17 protein-coding genes and 1 pseudogene are annotated in these 18,765 nt (G+C 72.9%); 10 read left to right on the top strand and 8 right to left on the bottom strand.

Annotation, left to right across the window (positions count from 1 at the left end; all coding sequences use genetic code 11):
• Positions 1 to 163 precede the first annotated feature (163 nt).
• The 3 genes from ACF1A1_RS08035 to ACF1A1_RS08025 all read right to left on the bottom strand — a co-directional run bounded on the left by ACF1A1_RS08035 (position 164) and on the right by ACF1A1_RS08025 (position 2,592).
• Positions 164 to 787, bottom strand: coding sequence for a cytochrome b/b6 domain-containing protein (locus ACF1A1_RS08035; RefSeq protein ID WP_391646650.1), 624 nt, complete (start codon positions 785 to 787; stop codon positions 164 to 166).
• A complete protein-coding gene (locus tag ACF1A1_RS08030) occupies positions 771 to 1,496 on the bottom strand; it encodes a molybdopterin-dependent oxidoreductase (protein ID WP_391646648.1) in 726 nt (241 codons plus the stop codon). Before ACF1A1_RS08030 ends, ACF1A1_RS08035 begins: the two co-directional genes overlap by 17 nt.
• Before the next feature lie 103 nt (positions 1,497 to 1,599).
• Entirely contained in the window at positions 1,600 to 2,592 is a 993-nt protein-coding gene (locus ACF1A1_RS08025; protein WP_391646646.1) for a hypothetical protein, read from the bottom strand.
• 410 nt (positions 2,593 to 3,002) lie between these two features.
• Here ACF1A1_RS08025 and ACF1A1_RS08020 point away from each other — a divergent pair, with 410 nt between their 5' ends.
• The 4 genes from ACF1A1_RS08020 (at position 3,003) to ACF1A1_RS08005 (ending at position 5,223) form a co-directional block, all read left to right on the top strand.
• Positions 3,003 to 3,914, top strand: coding sequence for a DMT family transporter (locus tag ACF1A1_RS08020; protein ID WP_391646644.1), 912 nt, complete (start codon positions 3,003 to 3,005; stop codon positions 3,912 to 3,914).
• An 81-nt stretch (positions 3,915 to 3,995) separates the two neighbouring features.
• Entirely contained in the window at positions 3,996 to 4,517 is a 522-nt protein-coding gene (locus ACF1A1_RS08015) for an NUDIX hydrolase (RefSeq protein WP_391646642.1), read from the top strand.
• The gene (locus ACF1A1_RS08010) at positions 4,514 to 4,906 is read left to right on the top strand and encodes a YidH family protein (RefSeq protein ID WP_391646640.1); all 393 of its coding nucleotides are present in this window, start codon (positions 4,514 to 4,516) and stop codon (positions 4,904 to 4,906) included. Before ACF1A1_RS08015 ends, ACF1A1_RS08010 begins: the two co-directional genes overlap by 4 nt.
• Positions 4,894 to 5,223: a DUF202 domain-containing protein gene (locus ACF1A1_RS08005; RefSeq protein WP_391646638.1), complete on the top strand. Its 330-nt coding sequence runs from the start codon at positions 4,894 to 4,896 to the stop codon at positions 5,221 to 5,223. The genes ACF1A1_RS08010 and ACF1A1_RS08005 overlap by 13 nt, the downstream gene beginning before the upstream one ends.
• Positions 5,224 to 5,238: 15 nt before the next feature.
• Here the strand turns inward: ACF1A1_RS08005 and ACF1A1_RS08000 are convergent, their stop codons facing one another.
• Positions 5,239 to 6,213: an NADP-dependent oxidoreductase gene (locus ACF1A1_RS08000; RefSeq protein ID WP_391646637.1), complete on the bottom strand. Its 975-nt coding sequence runs from the start codon at positions 6,211 to 6,213 to the stop codon at positions 5,239 to 5,241.
• 112 nt (positions 6,214 to 6,325) lie between these two features.
• Between ACF1A1_RS08000 and ACF1A1_RS07995 the strand changes: the two genes are divergently transcribed.
• From ACF1A1_RS07995 to ACF1A1_RS07985, 3 genes are all read left to right on the top strand, one after another.
• Positions 6,326 to 6,622, top strand: a complete 297-nt coding sequence (locus ACF1A1_RS07995) for a hypothetical protein (RefSeq protein WP_391646635.1) — start codon at positions 6,326 to 6,328, stop codon at positions 6,620 to 6,622.
• A gap of 212 nt (positions 6,623 to 6,834) precedes the next feature.
• A complete protein-coding gene (locus tag ACF1A1_RS07990) occupies positions 6,835 to 7,857 on the top strand; it encodes a phosphotransferase family protein (RefSeq protein ID WP_391646633.1) in 1,023 nt (340 codons plus the stop codon).
• A 5-nt stretch (positions 7,858 to 7,862) separates the two neighbouring features.
• Positions 7,863 to 9,077, top strand: coding sequence for an acyl-CoA dehydrogenase family protein (locus ACF1A1_RS07985; protein ID WP_391646631.1), 1,215 nt, complete (start codon positions 7,863 to 7,865; stop codon positions 9,075 to 9,077).
• 190 nt (positions 9,078 to 9,267) lie between these two features.
• Here the strand turns inward: ACF1A1_RS07985 and ACF1A1_RS07980 are convergent, their stop codons facing one another.
• The 3 genes from ACF1A1_RS07980 to ACF1A1_RS07970 are packed head-to-tail and all read right to left on the bottom strand — an operon-like array spanning position 9,268 to position 12,322.
• Positions 9,268 to 9,861, bottom strand: a complete 594-nt coding sequence (locus ACF1A1_RS07980) for a TetR/AcrR family transcriptional regulator (RefSeq protein WP_391646629.1) — start codon at positions 9,859 to 9,861, stop codon at positions 9,268 to 9,270.
• A 26-nt stretch (positions 9,862 to 9,887) separates the two neighbouring features.
• Complete coding sequence (locus tag ACF1A1_RS07975; protein WP_391646627.1) at positions 9,888 to 11,555, bottom strand: class I adenylate-forming enzyme family protein; 1,668 nt, start codon at positions 11,553 to 11,555, stop codon at positions 9,888 to 9,890.
• Positions 11,552 to 12,322 carry an SDR family oxidoreductase gene (locus ACF1A1_RS07970; RefSeq protein WP_391646625.1) on the bottom strand — a complete coding sequence of 257 codons (771 nt, stop codon included), beginning with the start codon at positions 12,320 to 12,322 and terminating at the stop codon, positions 11,552 to 11,554. Before ACF1A1_RS07970 ends, ACF1A1_RS07975 begins: the two co-directional genes overlap by 4 nt.
• A 97-nt stretch (positions 12,323 to 12,419) precedes the next feature.
• Here ACF1A1_RS07970 and ACF1A1_RS07965 point away from each other — a divergent pair, with 97 nt between their 5' ends.
• Positions 12,420 to 13,655, top strand: a complete 1,236-nt coding sequence (locus ACF1A1_RS07965; protein ID WP_391646623.1) for an exo-beta-N-acetylmuramidase NamZ domain-containing protein — start codon at positions 12,420 to 12,422, stop codon at positions 13,653 to 13,655.
• A 79-nt stretch (positions 13,656 to 13,734) separates the two neighbouring features.
• Positions 13,735 to 15,055, top strand: a pseudogene (locus tag ACF1A1_RS07960) (alpha/beta fold hydrolase).
• 25 nt (positions 15,056 to 15,080) lie between these two features.
• Here ACF1A1_RS07960 and ACF1A1_RS07955 read toward each other — a convergent pair.
• Positions 15,081 to 17,867: a penicillin acylase family protein gene (locus ACF1A1_RS07955; RefSeq protein ID WP_391646621.1), complete on the bottom strand. Its 2,787-nt coding sequence runs from the start codon at positions 17,865 to 17,867 to the stop codon at positions 15,081 to 15,083.
• A gap of 232 nt (positions 17,868 to 18,099) precedes the next feature.
• Between ACF1A1_RS07955 and ACF1A1_RS07950 the strand changes: the two genes are divergently transcribed.
• Entirely contained in the window at positions 18,100 to 18,702 is a 603-nt protein-coding gene (locus ACF1A1_RS07950) for a hypothetical protein (RefSeq protein WP_391646619.1), read from the top strand.
• The last annotated feature ends 63 nt before the right edge of the window (positions 18,703 to 18,765 follow it).

Here is an 18,765-nt window from a genome sequence, read left to right as displayed (position 1 = left end):
TCCTCGGAGACGGACGCGGCCGTGGCCTCCGTGCCTGCCGGCCCGGCCGGCCCGACGGGTCCGCCGTGGACCCCGTCCCTCCTGCGCGGCGTTCCGGTCGGTGAGTCCTGAGGCCGGTGGGCCCGCGGGCGCCCGAGCCCGCCTCCTCCGTCCGCTGAGCACCTCACCCGCGCCAGAGCGGATGCTCCCGCTGCGCCCACTCCCGGCTCACCGACCCCGTCCGCATGCCCCGCCGGGCCTCCGGGTCGCCCAGGGCCATGCCGATGTGGCCGGCGAGGACCACGCCGATGGTCAGGGCCAGCCAGTCGTGGACGAAGGTCGCGCTGGTACGCCATGCGATCGGGGTGAGGTGGGTGAACCACATCAGCAGCCCCGTGCCGAGCATCACCAGCGTGGCCCCGGCGATCCAGGCCGCGTAGATCTTCTGCCCCGCGTTGAACTTGCCGGCCGGCCGTGATTCCCGTCGCCGGTCGCGGCGCAGGGCGGCGCGCAGCCAGCGGCGGTCGTGCGGGCCGAAGCGGTTCAGGTGGCCGAGGTCGGCGCGGAAGGCGCGGGAGGCGAGGCCCGCGAGGACGGGCACGGGCAGGGCGAGCCCGGCCCACTCGTGGACGCGGACCACCAGCTCACGGCGGCCGACGAGCTGCGCGAGCTCGGGGACGTACAGGAAGGCCGCCGTCACCACGCACACGCCCGTCAGCAGGGCCGTCGTGCGGTGCACCCACCGTTCGGCCCGGCTGAAACGGCGGATGCTCGTGGCGGCCGGCGCGGCCTCAGCTCGTAGGCTCATCGTCCCGTCCGTTCGAACGGCCGACCCAGGCGTCGACGTCGTAGCCGCGCTCCTCCCAGTAGCCGGGGCGGACCTTCTCGGTGACGGTGATGCCGGAGAGCCACTTGGCGGACTTGTAGAAGTACATGGGGGCGACGTAGAGGCGGACGGGGCCGCCGTGGTCGTGGCCCAGGTCCTCGTCCTGCATGCGCAGCGCGACCAGGACGTCGGCGCGGCGGGCCTGGGCGAGGGTGAGGCTCTCGGTGTAGGTGCCGTCGAAGCAGGTGAAGCGGACCGCGCCGGCCTGTGCGCGCACTCCGGCCGCGTCGAGCAGCGTGGACAGCCGTACGCCTTCGAAGGGGGTCTCGGGCACCCGCCAGCCGGTGACGCACTGCACGTCCCTGACCAGGCGGGTCTGGGGCAGCGCCTCGAGGTCGGCCAGGGTGTAGGCGGCGGGGCGGTCGACGAGGCCGTCGACGGTGAGGCGGTAGGTCTCGGCGTTCTTGCGGGGAACGGAGGACGCCACGGAGTAGTAGCGGAAGCCGCCGCCGTTGGGGAGCAGGCCGGTGAGGCCGGTGGGGTCCTTGTCGGCGGCACCGCCGAGGAAGTCCTCCAGGCCGCGCTGGAGCGTGGGCGCGGCGACGACGCCGAGGGCGCCCAGGCCGAGGGTGCCGAGGAAGACGCGGCGGCCGACGGGGGCGCCGCGTTCCTCGGACGGTTCGGGATTCACGTGTCCATTCGAGCACTCGGGGCCCGGCGGGGCCAGGGAACCGGGGTGGCCGTCAGATTTCCGTCATCACTTCTCACGCGGTTCTCAGGGAGGGGCTTGGCGGTCACCCGCCGCCGAGGGCGCCGTCCCGGGCCGCGCGGAAGGCGGCGCGGGGGTCGCGGTCCGGGTACGACCAGGGTGCCGGGGTGGCGTGGTCGCCGATGCGGTGGAAGAGGGGGGCCGCCTCGGCGGGCCGGCCCTCGCAGACCTTGGCGTGCGCCAGGTAGTTCAGGTCGATCAGGCGGCGGGGGTGGCCGTCGTGCTCCCACTCCAGCCACCAGTCGAAGGCGGCCTTCATCACGTCCCGGGCCCGGTGGTCGCGCCAGTGCGCGGCGGTGGCCGGGTCGGCGGGGGCGAAGCCGCGGGCGGCCAGGGCCCGGTAGCGCTCGGCGTGCGCGACGATCGGGAGGATGGCGAGCGGGGAGTCGGCGGGGGCCTGTTCGGCGGCCCAGGCGGCGAAGTCGTAGACCTCGTGCAGCGGATCCGGGCCGGCGCCGGCGCGGCGCTCGGCGAGCAGGGCGACCATCAGGTGGTGGGCGTGGTGGTGGTCGCGGTGGCGGGCCCGGATCTCCTCGAAGATCCGGACGGCGTCGGCGGAGCCCTCGCGCTCCAGCATCAGCAGGCCGAGCCAGGGCGTGGGGTCGGCGGGTGCCGACGCGGCGGCGTCCCGGCAGGCCGCGCGGGCGCGGGACGGGGCCTCCCTGCCGCGCAGGGCGCGCCGGACCCGGGCCAGGGCGAGCAGGACGGCGGCGTCGGCGGAGCCGGGTTCGGCGAGCAGCCACTCGTGGGCCCAGGCGGCGGCGTACGGTTCGAGGGCGAGGACGGCGGCCCGGTGGCCGCGACGGTCCCAGTCGTCGCCGGTGCGGGCGAGCAGGGAGCGGGCGGCCTGCCAGCGGCCCTGTGCCAGGGCGGTGCGGGCGGCGGCGAGTGCGGCGTCGTCGAGAGCGGCGCCGGGGTCCGTCTCGGGCGGGCGGGCCGCGCGCTCGCGATCCGGGGCTGGGGCGCGGTCTCGGGCTCGGTCGCCGTCTCGGTCGAGGCGGAGCGGGGATGGGGGCACCGCGGGACTTCCTCATCCTCCTCGATGACGGGCCTGGCATCGGCCCGCGATCGGCCGATCACCCACAGCAAATATCCAGCCGGCGTCCACCGTCAAGGGCCGGGGTCACATGACAGGTGTCAACTGCCCTCCGTCCCGGCGGACTTGGCCGCGTTTCGCCGCTGGTCGGCCGGGTGCGCGGGCCTCCGGTGTGGCGTACGCCATGGCGCGGCACGGCCGGGTCGCGGAGCATGGCCGTAGGTCGCCCCGCGTCCCCGGCCTCCGCGCCGGTTTCCGTCGGGTGCCGCGACCGCGTCAGCCGCCCGGTTCCGGGTCCTTTCCCGGAGGCCTTGTTCCGGGCACTCCCCGGGCTCCGAGGGCGTGGGGACACCACCGTCGGCCACTCCGCCCCCCTTCCGTGGCCCGACCCGATGATCGAGGTACGCAGCGTGTCGGTTCTGGTTCTGGTTCTCGCCGTGAGCGCCGCCTGCTGCCTGGGGTTCGGATTCGTCCTCCAGCAGAGCGCGGCCCAGAAGGCGCCTCTCGGTGACTTCCTCTCGCTCCGGCTGCTGTTCGACCTCGCGCGGGTGCCGCGCTGGCTGGGCGGCATCGGGCTGATGGTGGCCGGCATGGCGCTGGGCGCGATCGCGCTGGGCCACGGCGAGATCTCCCTCGTGGAACCGCTGCTGGCGACGAACCTCCTCTTCGCGCTCGCCCTCTCCCGCCGCCAGACCAAACAGCCCCTCGGCCGTCAGGGCTGGGCGGGCCTGTTGCTGCTCGCGGGCGGGGTGACCGCGTTCCTCGTGGCGGGCGAGCCGCGCGGCGGCACCGCGCTCGGCGATCCGCTGCGGCACTGGCTGATCATCGGCGGGATGGTCGGACTGGCCCTGCTGCTGACGACGTACGCCAAGCGCTCACGGCTGTCCTCGGGCCCGGTGCTGCTCTCCCTCGCGGCCGGACTCCTCTACGGCGTCCAGGACGCGCTGACCCGGGTCAGCGGGGACCGCTTCGCCGAGGGCGGCCTCGTCGAGCTGCTGACCGGCTGGCAGCCGTACGCCGTGCTGGTCATCGGGGTGACCGGGCTCGTGCTCGTGCAGAGCGCGTTCGAGACGGCGTCGCTGCGCCTGTCGCTGCCCGCGCTGACCGCGGCCCAGCCGCTCGCCGGGATCATCTGCGGTGTCGGCTTCCTCGGCGACCGGCTGCGCACCGACGCCGGCGCCCTGGCCGGGGAGGCGGCGGGCCTCGCGGCGGTGGTCGCGGGCATCGTGCTGCTCGGACTGCATCCGGCGATGCCCCAGGGCACCCCGGCGCGCGAGCGGGTACGGGTCCTCCAGCCGCAGTGAGGGGCGGCCGCCGCGAGAGCCGCTCGCGGCGGGTGGCGGGCGCTCTCACCCGCGTCGTCCGGCCCCTGCTTGGATGGGTCCATGAGCGCTGCTGACGAGATCCTCGACATCGTCGACGAGAACGACCGGGTCATCGGACGGTCCCCCCGGGGCGAGGCCTACGCCGCCGGGCTGCGTCACCGCTGCGTGTTCGTCCAGGCGCGGGACGCGGACGGCCGGGTCTTCGTCCACCGCCGTACGCCGACCAAGCTGGTCTTCCCCTCCCTCCACGACATGTTCGTGGGCGGCGTGGTCGGCGCGGGTGAGGCCTACGACGACGCGGCCCTGCGGGAGGCCGAGGAGGAACTCGGCGTGAGTGGGCTGCCCCGCCCGGAGTTCCTCTTCAAGTTCCTGTACGACGACGGCGCCGGCCGGAGCTGGTGGTCGGCCGTGTACGAGGTGCACTGCGAGCTGCCCGTGAATCCGCAGGTGGAGGAGGTCGCCTGGCACGACTTCCTGCCCGAGGAGGAGGTCGAGCGGCGCCTGCCGGAGTGGGAGTGGGTGCCGGACGGACTGGCGGCGTACGAGCGGCTCCGGGCGTACCGGGCGGAGGGACGCGCGTGAGCGAGTTCGTACGGAACGTCCGGTCGTGGTTCGCGCCCGAGGGGGTTCGGCAGGAGGGGCGGACGCCCGACTACCGGTTCTCGCTGGCCAACGAGCGCACGTTCCTGGCGTGGCTGCGGACCGCGCTCGCGCTGATCGGCGGCGGGTTCGCGGTGGACCAGTTCCTGCCGGACCTGCGCTGGGGCTGGCGGGTCGGGCTCGCGCTCGCGCTGCTGGCGGCGGGCGTGCTGTGTTCGCTGCGCGCGGTGAACCACTGGGTGCGGTGCGAGCGGGCGATGCGGCGGGGCGAGGATCTGCCGACGTCCCGGTTCCCCGCGCTGCTGAGCCTCGTCGTCGCGGTGGTGGCCGTCGCGATGGTCCTCGTGGTGCTGTTCGGGTGGGACGGGTGAACGGCGGGCGCGACGAGCGCGATCCCGGGCTCCAGCCCGAGCGGACCCGGCTCGCCTGGCAGCGTACGGCGCTGTCGAGCACCGCCGCGGCCGTACTCGCCGTGAAGACCGCCCTGCACGGCGGGGCGTCGGCCGCCGGGATCGTCGTGTGCGCGCTGTGCTGCGGCCTCTGGCTGGCCTTCCTGCTGCTGGCCCACCGCCGCATCCGCGTCCTCGCCTCGACGGCCGCGCCCGCGGCCCTCCCCGCACGTCACGCCACGGCGGCGGTGCTGTGCGCGGTGGCGCTGGCGGTGTGCGCGGCGGCGCTGGTGGTGTAGCGGCTCGTCGGCCTCCTACCAGCCCGTCGCCCGTGTCTCCGCTCCGGCCTCCCCCTCCTCCTCCCACTCCACCGTCACCACGATCTTGCCCCGCGTCCGTCCCTCCTCGTTCGACCGGTACGCCTCCGCCGCGCTCTGCAGGGGGTACGTCTCCGAGACGTGGACGGACACCACACCCTGTTCGGCCAGTTCGACCAGGCGGGTGAGGTCCTCGCTGTCGGGACGGACGAAGCAGTAGCGGCCGCCGTAGTCGACGGCGTCCGGGTCGGCGATCGAGACCAGGCGGCCCTCGGGGGCCAGCAGGTTGGCGGAGGTCCTGAGGGTGTCGCCGCCGATCGTGTCGAAGGCCGCGTCGACGCCCTCGGGGGCGAGACCGCGCACCCGTTCGGCGAGGCCGTCGCCATAGGTCACGGGCTCACCGCCGAGGGAGCGGACGAAGTCGTGGTTGGTCTCGCTCGCCGTACCGATCACCCGGGCGCCCAGATGGCGGGCGATCTGCACGGCGATCGAGCCGACGCCGCCCGCGGCGGCGTGGACGAGGACGGTCTCGTCGCGCTGCACCTGGAGGGCCTTGACCAGCACCTGGTAGGCGGTGAGGCCCACCAGCGGCAGGCCGGCGGCCTCTTCCCAGGTGAGGTTGCGCGGCTTGCGGGCCAGGGTGCGCACCGGGGCGGCGACGTACTCGGCGAAGGTGCCGCGGGAGAGGAAGTCCTCGCGGACGTAGCCGATGACCTCGTCGCCGGCCGAGAACTCCGTGACGGCGGGACCGGGCCGGACCACGACGCCCGAGACGTCCCAGCCGGGGACCACGGGGAAGACGGTTTCGAGGCTCGCGTCGAGACGGCCCTCGCGGCACTTCCAGTCGACGGGGTTGACGGCCGCCGCCCGTACCTTGACCAGCACCGAGTCAGGGCCGACCTTGGGGTCGCGCACCTCTCCGTACGCGAGGACCTCCGGGCCGCCGTACCGGCTGTAGCTGATGCCCTTCATGCCACCGACCCTCCGGGGTACTCGAATGCCACGCAAGCCGGGATGCCCGGACGGGTGCCGTTCGCGTGGCGGCCTGTCCGCCGTCGTCCCCGTACCCCCGAAGGTGAGCGTCATGACCACCCTTCACCGGGAGCACACCGCCCACTCCCACATCCACGGCAAGGAGTGCGGGCACACCGAGGTCCCGCACGGCGACCACATCGACTACGCCCACGACGGGCATCTGCACCGCGAGCACGGCGGCCACTGGGACGAGTGCGAGGCCGGCGGGCATGTGACCCACGAGGGCCACGAACACCGGCACGGCGAGGACTGCGGGCACGCGCGCGTGCGGCACGGCGACCATGTCGACTACCTGCACGACGGCCACCGGCACGCCGAGCACGAGGGGCACTGGGACGACCACTGATCCGCCCGGTCCGTCCGGTTCGCCCGCTCCGCCTCCGCAGAGCGGGTCGGCCGGACCGTCCGAAAAGACGTCCGCCGACGGCTCCCCGGGTTCTGCCCGGGGAGCCGTCGGCCTAGGGTGGCCCCGATCACGTTGGGCGCCGCCACTGGACGACATACCGACCGGTCGGCATCATGTAGCAGGTCCCGTTCACCTGTCCGTAGGAGCGACGCATGAGCCCCGACCACCCGCCCGGACTCGACCTCGACCGGCTGCGCACCCTGCTCGACCGCGAGCGCCCCGGTCTGGTCCACGGCCCGCTCACCGGCCGGCTGATCGAGGGTGGACGGTCGAACCTGACGTACGAGGTCGCGGACGGCACGTCGAAGTGGGTCGTCCGGCGGCCGCCGCTCGGTCATGTCCTGGCCACCGCGCACGACATGCGGCGCGAGCACCGGGTGATCAGCGCCCTGCACCCGACCAGTGTGCCGGTGCCGCGCCCGGTGCTGCTGTGCGAGGACGAGGACGTGCTCGGGGCGCCCTTCTACGTGATGGATTTCGTGGAGGGCACGCCCTACCGGACGGCCGACCAGCTGGCCCCGCTCGGCCCGGAGCGCACCCGGGGCGCCGTGCTGTCCCTGGTGGACACGCTCGTGGAGCTGCACGCGGTGGACCCGGACGAGGTGGGCCTCGGCGACTTCGGCCGCCCCGAGGGCTTCCTGGACCGCCAGCTGCGACGCTGGGGCAAGCAGCTGGACGCCTCCCGCAACCGTGAACTGGCCGGCGTCGACGAGCTGCACGCGGCGCTCGGACGCCGGCTGCCCTCCTCCCCCGCCCCGGCCGTCGTGCACGGCGACTACCGGCTCGACAACGTCCTGATCGGCGAGGACGACAGGATCAGGGCGATTCTCGACTGGGAGATGTCGACGCTCGGCGACCCGCTCACCGACCTGGGCCTGCTGGTGATGTACAGCATGCCGCTCGGGATGCCCGACTCCCCCGTGTCCACGACCGCCGAGGCCCCGGGGCACCCGGATCCGGCCGAACTGATCGAGCGGTACGCCGCGCGTTCGGGCCGCGACGTCTCGGCCGTCTCCTGGTACACGGCGTTCGCGTGGTTCAAGCTCGCGGTGATCCTCGAGGGCATCCACTACCGCTACACCCTGGGACAGACCGTCGGCCGCGGCTTCGACCGCATCGGCGACCTGGTTCCCGTCTTCATCGAGCACGGACTGACCACTCTTCAGGAAGGCTGACGGCCATGGACTTCGCGTTCGACGCGCGCACCGAGGAGCTGCGCGCCAAGCTGCTCGCCTTCATGGACGAGTACGTGTACCCGGCCGAGGCGGTCGCCGAGGAGCAGCGCGCCCGGCTCGCCTCGCCCTGGGACACCCCGGCGGTGGTGGAGGAGCTGAAGGCCGAGGCCCGCCGGCAGGGGCTGTGGAACCTGTTCCTGCCCGACTCCGAGTACGGCGCCGGGCTGACCAACCTCCAGTACGCGCCGCTGGCCGAGATCACCGGCCGCAGCCCGCAGCTGGCGCCCACCGCGCTGAACTGCGCGGCGCCCGACACCGGCAACATGGAGGTGCTCGCGCAGTTCGGCGACGAACGGCAGCGCAAGCAGTGGCTGGAGCCGCTGCTGGCCGGGGAGATCCGCTCCGCGTTCGCGATGACCGAGCCGGAGGTGGCCTCCTCCGACGCCACCAACATCACCACGCGCATCGAGCGGGACGGCGACGAATACGTCGTCACCGGACGCAAGTGGTACATCTCCGGGGCGATGAACCCGGACTGCGCGATCTTCATCGTGATGGGCAAGACGGACCCGGACGGCGCCGACATCCGCCGCCAGCAGTCCATGGTCCTCGTCCCGCGCGACACTCCGGGCGTGACCGTCGAACGGGCGATGCGCGTCTTCGGCTACGAGGACCACTACCACGGCGGCCACGCCGAGGTCGTCTTCGACCACGCGCGCGTGCCGGTGACGAACCTGATCGGCGAGGAGGGCGGCGGCTTCGCCATCGCCCAGGCCCGGCTGGGTCCCGGCCGCATCCACCACTGCATGCGGCTGATCGGCATGGCGGAGCGGGCCATCGAGCTGATGTGCCGCAGGGCGGTCTCCCGCGACGCCTTCGGCAAGGCGCTGGCACAGCAGGGCGTGGTCCACAACTGGATCGCGGACGCGCGCGTGACGGTCGAGCAGCTGCGGCTGCTGGTGCTGAAGACGGCCTGGATGATGGACACGGTCGGCAACCGGGGCGCCCACACGGAGATCCAGGCCATCAAGATCGCCACACCCCGCGCGGTCGTCGGCATCATCGACCGGGCGATCCAGCTGCACGGCGCGGGCGGCGTCAGCCAGGACTTCCCGCTGGCCGAGCTGTACGCCGGGGCCCGGACGCTGATGATCGCCGACGGCCCGGACGAGGTGCACCAGCGGTCGCTGGCGCGGCGGGAGCTGAAGAAGTACCGGTGAGGAGACGGGTAAGGGGCGCCCGCCCAATGGCGGACGCCCCTTACCGATGTCCATACCGATGTCTCAAACCGATGCCTCAGGGACCGCCCCGGGACCCTCGCAGAGTGTCGCGCCTCGGTCGGGGACCGTCGCAGAGGTCACGCCTCGGTCGGGGACCGTCGCAGAGGTCGCGCCTCGGTCGGGGACCGGCTCAGGGGCGCAGGGCCCTCAGCAGGAGGTCCGCGAGATGGTCGGCGACCTCCTGGGGGCTCATCGGCCCGTCGGGGCGGTACCAGGTCGACAGGTGGTGGACCGAGCCGAAGTGGTAGTCCACGACCAGGTCGGCCGGGGTCGCCGTGGAGAAGACGCCCGCCTCCTGGCCCTCCTCGACGAGGGCGCGGAAGCGCTCGTGGTAGCGGCGGCGCTCGGCGCGGACCTGCTTGTTCTTCTCGGGGCTCAGGTGGTGCATCGAGCGGAAGAAGATCATCGCGTCGTCGAGGTTCTCGATCGTCGTGACGACGACGTCGGCCGCCGCGTCCCTGAGGCGCTTCTCGATCGGCTCGTCGGCGCCCGCGAAGGCGTCGAGTCTCTCCTGCTGGACGCGGAGCACGCGCGCGTACACCTCGTGCAGCAGGTCGTCCTTGGAGCCGAAGTAGTGGTACAGCGCCCCCTTGGTGACGCCGGCCGCCTCGACGATCTCCTGCACCGAGGTGCGGTCGTAGCCCTGCTCGGCGAAGAGCCGGGTGGCGGCGGCCAGCAGCCGCTGCGGCACGGGGGTCCCGTCGCCGTCCGTCGTCCTGGGCACTGCCGCCACCTGCCTTTCCGTAGGCCTTACTGGCTGTCCTGCGCGTGGGAACGCAGTTCCCGCCGGAGGATCTTCCCACTCGCCGTCTTGGGCAAGTCGGGCAGGATCTCCACCTGCCGCGGGTATTTGTAGGCGGCCAGTCTCTCCTTGCAGTACACCGCGAGTTCATCCGGGTCCGCGCCGGCGCCCGGGCGCAGGCTGATGTACGCCTTGACCGTCTCCCCGCGGTAGCCGTCGGGCACCCCGACGACGGCCGCCTCGCGCACCGCCGGGTGCGTGTACAGCACGTCCTCGACCTCACGCGGCCACACCTTGAAGCCCGACGCGTTGATCATGTCCTTCTTGCGGTCGACGACGTACAGCCAGCCCTGTTCGTCCATGAAGCCGATGTCGCCGGTGCGCAGCTCGCCGTCGGGGAAGGTCTCGGCGGTGGCGTCGGGGCGCCGCCAGTAGCCGGGCACGACCTGCGGCCCCCGGACGACGATCTCGCCCTGCTCGCCGAAGGGCACCTCAGCGCCCCGGTCGTCGACGATCCGCACGACCGTGTCGGGTCCGGGCACGCCGACCGCGAGCGTCCCGCTGACCGGGTCGACCGGCGCCTCCCGGTGGGGCGGGACGGAGGCGCACGGCGCGGTGCACTCGGTGAGGCCGTAGCCGTTGCGGAGGTACGGCCCGAAGCCGGCCCGGAACTTCTCCACCAGGGCCGGCGGCAGCGGGGCTCCGCCGGAGGAGATGGTCACGAAGGAGGAGAAGTGCTCCCGGGTGGCGGACGGGTGGGCGGCCAGCGCCATGAAGGCCGTCGACGGGCCGACGGTGTAGTGCGGGCGGTGCTCGGCGAAGGCGTCCAGGACGACGCCCGGCTCGAACCGGTACGTCAGGACGAGCGTGCCCGCGCTGTTCAGACAGGCGCCGAGCTGGCAGACCATGCCGGTGATGTGGAACAGGGGCGCGAGCGCGTAGTAGACGGGCGCCTCGGGCAGGTGCAGGCCGGTGCTCTGCCGTTCGGCGTTGACCATGATGTTGGCGTGCGTGTTGGTGGCGCCCTTGGGGGTGCCGCTGGTGCCCGACGTGTAACTGATCAGCGCGATGCCGGACGCGGCCGGGGCACGGTCCCCCGGCGCCTGGTGGCCGGCGCGGGCGACGGCGGTGAGGTCGTCGGCGTCCGGCGCCTGCGGGAGCCGTTCGAAGGTGAGCACGCGCGCGTCGTTGCGGGTCTGGAAGTCCAGTTCGCAGCCCGTGAGCACGATCCGCACGGGTGAGTCGGCGGCCGTGTCGCGCAGGTACGACTCCCAGGCCCGGTCGGCGCAGACGAGCGCGGCGACCTCGCCGTCCCGCAGGACGTGGGCCACCTCCCCCGCCTTGTACATCGGGTTGACCGGGACGACGGTCGCTCCCGCCTTCCAGGCGCCGAGGACGGCGAGGACGAAGTGCGGGGAGTTCTGCAGCAGGACGGCGACCCGGTCGCCGGGCTCCAGGCCGCGGGCGGCCAGGTGGCCGGCGACGGAGTCGCTCAGCTCGTCCACGTCGCGGTAGGTGAGTCGTCCGTCGAAGTAGGCGAGGAAGGTGCGCTCGGGGGCTTCGGCGACGGCCCGGCGCAGGGCGTGCACCAGGGAGTCGGCGGGGTCGACCGGGGCGCGCTGGGCCTCGTCGAGGAGGGCCAGCCAGGGCTGGGCGGCGTAGCGGGAGGCGGTCACTCGGCGGCCTCCCACTTCTGCTGGAGGTGGTTCATGTTCGTCAGCCAGCGGTCGGGGTCGGCGGCGCGCGCCTGGTAGTACCCGGCCACCTCGGGGTGCGGCAGGATCAGGAAGCGGTCCTCGGCGATGCCCTGGAACAGGGCGTCCGCCACGGCCCGCGGCTCGATCGCGGTCGGCTTGAGCACGAGGTCACCGGCGGTGCCGGTGGCGTCGAGCATGTCGGTGCGCACGCCCTGGGGGCAGATCGCGTGGACCTTGATCCCGCGGTGGCGGTAGGTCAGCGACAGCCACTCGGCGAAGGCGTACGCGCCGTGCTTGGTGACGCTGTAGGGGGCGGCGCCGATCATCGTCAGCAGTCCGGCGGCGGAGACGGTGGAGACGAACCGGCCGCTGCCGCGCTCCAGCCAGTCCGGGAGCAGGGCGTGGGCCGCGCGGACGTGGGCCATCACGTTGACGTCCCAGGACAGCGTCCAGGCCTTCTCGTCGAGCGGCTCGGCGGCGTCGCCGCCCCCGAAGGCGACGCCCGCGTTGGCGCAGTAGACGTCGGCGGTGCCGCCGAGGGCGTCGCGGGCCTCGTCGACGATCCCTGAGGCGTCACCCGGGACCGCGATCCCGCCGATCTCCCCGGCGACGGACTTCGCCCGGTCGGCGTCCAGGTCGTTGACGACGACCCGCGCTCCCTCGGCGGCGAAGCGGCGGGCGAGGGCGGCGCCAATGCCGCCTCCCGCTCCGGTGACGATCACTTTGGCACCCTGCACGGCTCCCACCTTCGGTCCCCTTCGACACGGCTCCGGCTCCCCCGCCCGCGTCAGACTAACCGGTCGGTATGTTGCAGGGAAGGGTCACCGCGGCACACTTCCCCTCATGCGCCTGTCCAGACGAGCCCTGCTCGCGGCCGCGGCCGTCGCGCACCTCCCCACCCTCACCCCCACCGCCGCCGCCGAGGGCCGCGGCCACCTGCGCACCGGTTTCGAGCGGCTCGCCGCCGGCGGATACGCCCCGCTCGACGGAGAACGCGTCGGCGTCGTCACCAACCCCACCGGCGTGACCCGGGACGTACGCCACATCGTCGACGTGATGCACGCCGACGACCGGGTGAACCTGGTGGCCGTCTTCGGCCCCGAGCACGGCTTCCGGGGCACCGCGCAGGCGGGCGGTTCCGAGGGCCGGTACGACGACCCGGCGACCGGGCTGCCCGTCCACGACACGTACCTCAAGAGCGGGCAGCCGCTCGCGGACGTCTTCACCGCGGCCGGCGTCGACACGGTCGTCTTCGACATCCAGGACGTGGGCGCCCGCTTCTACACGTACATCTGGACGCTGTACGACTGCATGGAGGCGGCGCGGCTGGCCGGCAAGCGGTTCGTGGTGCTGGACCGGCCGAATCCGGTGACCGGGCGGACGGCCCTCGGGCCGGTGCTGCACCGGGAGTTCGCGAGCTTCGTCGGGCGGCAGCCGATCGCGCAGGCGCACGGGATGACGGCCGCGGAGCTGGCCCGGCTGTTCAACGGGGAGTTCCTGACCGCGCCGGTGGAGCTGGACACCGTACCCATGACCGGGTGGCGGCGGTCGGAGTGGTACGACGCGTCGGGGCTGCCGTGGGTGCCGGCGAGCCCCAACATGCCGACGCCCGACACCGCCCTGGTGTACGCGGGGACCTGTCTCTTCGAGGGCACGAACCTGTCGGAGGGGCGGGGCACCACCCGGCCGTTCGAACTCCTCGGCGCGGAGGGGATCGACGGGCGGTGGGCGGCCGCCGTGAACGGCCTCGGGCTGCCGGGCGCGCACTTCAGGGAGGCGTACTTCACGCCGGCCTTCTCCAAGTTCCGCGGCAGGACCGTCGGCGGGGTGCAGATCCATGTGCACGACCGGGACGCCTACGACCCCGTCCGCACCGGTGTCGCCCTCCTGGTGACCGCCAAGCGGGTGTGGAGCGGCTTCGCCTGGCGCTCCGACCACTGGATCGACAAGCTCACGGGCTCCGCCCGGGTGCGCACGGCGATCGACGCCGGCGCGGGCGTGGACGAGGTGGTGGCGGGCTGGCAGGAGGAGCTGGCCGCGTTCCGGCGGGTGCGGCGGGAGTACCTGCTGTACGGATGAGCCGTGACGTCTGGTCAACTCCCGGCGTTGGCAGGACGATGCGCCCACTTGGCGCACGACTGCGGACAGGGGGCCTGTCATGGCGGATCCGGCGATGAGTGTGACTCCCTACTGGGAGCTGACCTTCGACGCCGGACGGTGACGTCGACGCCGGACAGCGGGACCGGCTGCTCGCCGGGGTGGCCCGGCGCGGGGTGCGGGACCTGATCGTCTTCGCGCACGGCTGGAACAACGACCGCTCGGGCGCGACCAGGCTCTACAGCCGCTTCTTCGCGCCGGTCCCCGGCCTGGTCCCGGCGGCGAAGGTCGGGTACGTGGGGGTGATGTGGCCGTCGATGCGGTTCTCGGACGAGCCGATCCCGGATCTTCCGCGGTCCGTCGCGGCCGGGTCGACCCGGCGTCCGGCGCTCGACAAGGACACCCGGCTCGCGCTGCTGGAGACGTTCCCGGGCCGGGCCACGGTGGTCGAGCAGATCGCGCGGATGCTGGAGCGGCGACCGCAGGAGGAGGCCGAACTGGAGGAGTTCCGGCGGCTGGTGCGGCTGCTGGTGGACGTGGTGCCGCCGGGGCCGCAGGCGCTGTTCGCGGCGGACACGGTGGCGGAGGGCGTGCCGCAGGACGAGCCGCGGATGTTCTCCGGGCCCGCCGCGGAGGTCTGCGAGGAGTTCGCGCGGGCACTGGCCCGCGTCGAGTCCCCGCGGGAGGTGGCCGGGTTCGGGCTGCCGAACCCCTGGGACGGCGCGCACGAGCTGCTGCGGCAGGCGACGTACTACGCGATGAAGCGGCGGGCGGGCACGGTCGGTGAGCGGGGCCTCGGGCCGCTGGTCGGCCGGCTGGCGGACGCGGTGCCGCGGGCGCGGGTGCATCTGGTGGGGCACAGCTTCGGCGGGCGGCTGGTGTCGTTCGCGCTGCGCGGGATGCCCGAGGGGGTGCGCACGGTGAAGTCCGTGACGCTGCTCCAAGCGGCCTTCTCGCACTACGCGTTCGCCGAACGGCTGCCGCACGACCCGGGCGCGGGAGGCGTGCTGCGCGGCCGGCAGAACCGTATCGACGGGCCGCTGGTGTGCTGTCACTCCCGGCACGACTCGGCGCTGGGCACGATGTACCCGCTGGCCTCCCGGATGGCGGGCGACGCCCGGGGCCTGACCGAGGCGTTCGGCGTCGGGAAGGTGCTGGGCGCGAAGTGGGGGGCGCTGGGCTACGACGGTGTGCGGGCGGTGCCCGGCACGCGCGCGTGCACGCTCGCCGAGGCGCTGGCCCGCCCGCTGCCCACGTCGGGGTGCGTGAACGTCGACGCGGCGGCCGTGGTCCGGCGGGGCGGGGCGCCGGCCGGGGCGCACAGCGACATCGTGCACCCCGAACTGGCGCGGGTGGTGCTCGCGGCGGGCCGCGTCCGCTGAGGACACGGACCGCCGCGGCGCGGGCTCACCGGTGCGAGGTGAACTCCACGACCTGCTGGTAGGTGGGCCGGTTCTGCCAGCTGATGTTGCCGTGCTTGATGCCGCCGAGGGTGCGCTGGACGATCGAGTCGGCGCACCACTGGTTTCCCGCCGCGCACAGGTCGTCCCCGGGGTAGACCTGGGCCGCGGTCCTGCCGGCCGCCGTCTTCAGCGTGGTGATCAGGACGTCCCGGCAGGCGCTGAGGCTGCCGCCACCGCAGTACTTGCGTGCCAGCGGTCCCCGCACCGACTCACCCAGGACCGCCCGGATGTCCTTGTCGACATAGCTCCACCAGCCGTACTGGAAGGCGCTTCCGGCGTGCGCGCCGGTCGGGCCGTGGGCGGCCGACGGGGTCTCGTCGACGGGCAGGTTGGCGGTGAAGGCGGTGTACAGCCCGGTGCCGAGGCCTGGTTCGAACTGGGCCTTCACCAGCAGCGGCCACCAGGCGTCCAGGATGCGGATCGCGTCGGCGTCGGCGTACGTCTTCGAACCGGCCGTGGTCTCCGTGCGCTTGCCGCCCGCGGTCAGCCAGGCCTGGAGCCTGCTCACCGCGGAGGCGGCGGTGGTGTCGGTGACCGGTGAGCTGTTGATCACCTTCAGCAGGTCGGGCAGGACGTCCTCGGCGCGCAGGTCGGCGAGGGCCGCGTCCGCCATCGCCTTCACCAGCGAGGCACGGGTGACGCCGCCGGCCTGGACCAGCTTCTTGACCCGGGTCTCCAGGAGGTTGCCGCGGTGCACGGAGCCGTCGCCCCAGGGCGCGGTCGTGTAGTCCTTGGCCTGCTTGTTGTTCCAGGAGATGTAGTAGTCCTGGTCGATGGAGTTGGGGTGCGCCGAGGCCGGCGTGTACGCGGCCGTGTTCGTGGCCGGTTCCCAGTTCCGCCACTCGTACGCCGGCTGCGCCCACACCGGGAAGTCGGCGTCGACGCCGGTCGCCCGAACCGGGTTGTCGCCGCTGTTGTAGTACGCGGTGTGCTCGGAGTCGGCGTAGAACCAGTTGAAGGTGTAGTTGATGTGCTGCACCGCGCTCTGGAAGCTCTCCGGGCCTGTCACGTAGCCGGGGTCGTTCAGCATCTGGAAGCCGATGATGGAGTCGGCCTCGTGCAGGAAGGACGAGCGCAGGGTGGTGTAGGCGACCTTCTTGCCGCCGACCGTCGCGCGGTACTCGACGGGACCGTACTCGGTGCGCCAGACCCGCATCGTGTACGAGCCGGCCGCGGTGCCGTCGGCGGTGGTCGGCTTCCAGGCGTTCGTCCGCTCGACCTTCTCCATCGCCGTGCAGGTGCCGCGGTAGAGGTAGTGGTAGTCGTCCTGGCACAGTTCGACGGCGTAGGTGTCGATGATGTCCTGGCCGGAGGTGGTGGCGCTCCACGCGTAGTCCTGGCCGCGGCCGAGTTCGACGTACATGCTCAGGCCCGCGAAGGAGGCGCCGCGGGCGCTGATGCCCGGCCCCTGGAGTTCCTGGAGCAGGAGGAGCTGCGGGGCGAAGTAGCCGGTCTGCGGGCCGAAGACGGCGATCGGGTGACCGCTGGCGGTGTGGTCGCCGCTGACGACGAGGGCGTTGGACATGCCGCGCCTGGCGGAGCTGACGGCGGTGGTGGCGGCCGTGGCGGAGGCGGCCGTCGCGGTGGACGTGGCCGCGCTGCCGGTGCGGTCGTGAACCAGTGGTTCCGCGACCACCGAGCCCGGGTCGGGCAGCGCGAGGCCCTGCGGGTTCTCGGGCCGGACGGCGTAGGGGAAGCTCTTGCCGTCGTGGAGGGTCATGACGGCCTCGGGGTCGTTGCGCTCGCGGAAGGACTCCCAGACCCTGGTGCCCTCCTCGACGCCGTACTTCTCCTGCGCGGCCAGCAGGGAGATGGCGTTGTCGACCTCGCCGCCCCCGCCGGAGCCGAAGAGGGCGCCGATCACCGAGCCCAGCGCCACCAGGTCGGTGATCTTGAAGCGTTCTATGGTCCCCGCGTTGGTGATTGAGTCCTTGTGGCCGGTCAGGACGTATTCACCGGGGAAGTAGCGGCCACTGTCGGAGGCGTCGATGTAGGCGTTGATGCCGTCGAGGTAGGCGTTGGCGTCGGCCAGGGCCTGTTGGCCGCGGGCGCCGTTGGTGGCGACGGCGTTGTCGATCTGGGCCTGGAGGTCGGCCTCGGTGTACGGGGCGTTGCGCCAGAACTGCTGTTCCAGGCCCTGGTTGGACGCCGCGCCGCCCGCGAAGGAGGTGAGCTGGCCCCGGCCGACGTGCCGGAACACGTCCATGAGCCACAGCCGGTCCTCGGCCGCGGCATAGCCGGCGCCGAACTCGGTGCCGTACCTGGTGGTACCGGTGATGTGCGGGACGCCCGTCTTCTTGTCGCGGACGATCGTGACGTCGCCGCGGCCGGCGGGCTTGACGGTGGAGGCGACTTGGTCCGCGGGAACCCCGAACGACGCGTCGTTGAAGAACGTGTTGATCGTGGAGTTGGTGAGGGTGGAATGACCCTTGGCGAGGTTGGCGTAGGGGCCGAGCTGGTCCTCGGCGTGCGCGGGCTGGGTGCCGAAGGCCTGGTTGAGCAGGATCTGGGCGAGGGTGGCGTTGCCGTTCTGGCCGGGCGGCAGGATGTCGGAACACTGGTTGCCGCAGTAGTCGTTCGCCGCTGTGACCTCGGCTGCCGTCGCCGCTTGGGAGAACGGCGTCAAAAGACCCGCAATCAGGGTGCATACGGAGGCGGTCTTCAGGAACCCGGGGAATCTGCCGGGAGTTCTCAGTCTGTCGAGAGCGGTGCGTGGGATTCGCCGTGGCATCGGCAGCTCCTAGCGACGGGGGTGGCCGGAAGGTTACCGCCGGTATCCCCGGGATTGAAGATGAACATGCGTCACTTTTACGAGTCGCCTCATCCGGCTTATGGACGGCATCGGAAATCGGATGGAGCCGAAGGGAGCCGAATCGCGTGTCGATACGTCTATTCGGCGACGTCCGTTCGACGACGCCGAAGTGACCGAAGTACAGGTGCAGATGTGACGGAGGTGCAAGGCGATGGCCGGTTTCCGGAGTCTGGCGAGACAGGTGCGCGACCCGCGGTGCGATCTGGCACTGCGGCGGTACTCACTGCGCAAGTGCCTTGAGCGGTTCGCCCCGTACGGGCACAGGGCGACCTGGGACCATCTCTGCTCGCGGGCCGGGTTCGGCCCCGAGGACCGCTCCCCCGATCCGGCGCTGCTCGTGGCCGCGTTGGACGAGCTGGAGGAGGCGCGTGCGGTGTGGCTGGCCTACGAGGTCGAGTTCGCCGAGCGCCGCAGGAAGGAGAAGCACGACGGGCTGCGCAGGCCGGGCAGTGTGGACGACTGGCACCGGATGACCTGGGGCGGTTTCGGCGTGGCGTGGTGCGACGACCCGCGGGTCCACCCCCGTGAGCCGCTGGCCGAGGTACTGCGCCGGCTGATCGCCGCGCTGGAGCGTGAGCCGGGGTCCGGCTGCCCGGTGTGCGCCGGGGAACGCCTCGTCTGGAAGGACGACCTGGACCACGAGCCGTCGGCGGGTCCGGTCTGCGCGGACTGCGGAATACTCGTGCCGCGGCCCGTGCTCACGCCCGAGGCGCTGGCGTACGCCAGGCGCGGACGGCTGTTGGTGTCGGCCTGAGAGGACGACGGGGGTGCGCCGGGGATGCCGCACCCCCTGTGTCGCCGCGCGGGTGCGGTGCCG

It is taken from the genome of Streptomyces sp. NPDC014995 (assembly GCF_043080745.1).
Lineage (GTDB): Bacteria > Actinomycetota > Actinomycetes > Streptomycetales > Streptomycetaceae > Streptomyces.
The sequence above is the reverse complement of the archived record's forward strand: the minus strand, read 5'-3'. Positions and strand labels throughout refer to the sequence as shown.

Bases quoted from the DNA above. Each gene is read 5' to 3' on its own strand.
- ACF1A1_RS08035 (WP_391646650.1), bottom strand. From the start codon at position 787: ATGAGCCTACGAGCTGAGGCCGCGCCGGCCGCCACGAGCATCCGCCGT.
- ACF1A1_RS08020 (WP_391646644.1), top strand. From the start codon at position 3,003: ATGATCGAGGTACGCAGCGTGTCGGTTCTGGTTCTGGTTCTCGCCGTG.
- ACF1A1_RS08015 (WP_391646642.1), top strand. From the start codon at position 3,996: ATGAGCGCTGCTGACGAGATCCTCGACATCGTCGACGAGAACGACCGG.
- ACF1A1_RS08000 (WP_391646637.1), bottom strand. From the start codon at position 6,213: ATGAAGGGCATCAGCTACAGCCGGTACGGCGGCCCGGAGGTCCTCGCG.
- ACF1A1_RS07995 (WP_391646635.1), top strand. From the start codon at position 6,326: ATGACCACCCTTCACCGGGAGCACACCGCCCACTCCCACATCCACGGC.
- ACF1A1_RS07990 (WP_391646633.1), top strand. From the start codon at position 6,835: ATGAGCCCCGACCACCCGCCCGGACTCGACCTCGACCGGCTGCGCACC.
- ACF1A1_RS07985 (WP_391646631.1), top strand. From the start codon at position 7,863: ATGGACTTCGCGTTCGACGCGCGCACCGAGGAGCTGCGCGCCAAGCTG.
- ACF1A1_RS07965 (WP_391646623.1), top strand. From the start codon at position 12,420: ATGCGCCTGTCCAGACGAGCCCTGCTCGCGGCCGCGGCCGTCGCGCAC.
- ACF1A1_RS07955 (WP_391646621.1), bottom strand. From the start codon at position 17,867: ATGCCACGGCGAATCCCACGCACCGCTCTCGACAGACTGAGAACTCCC.
- ACF1A1_RS07950 (WP_391646619.1), top strand. From the start codon at position 18,100: ATGGCCGGTTTCCGGAGTCTGGCGAGACAGGTGCGCGACCCGCGGTGC.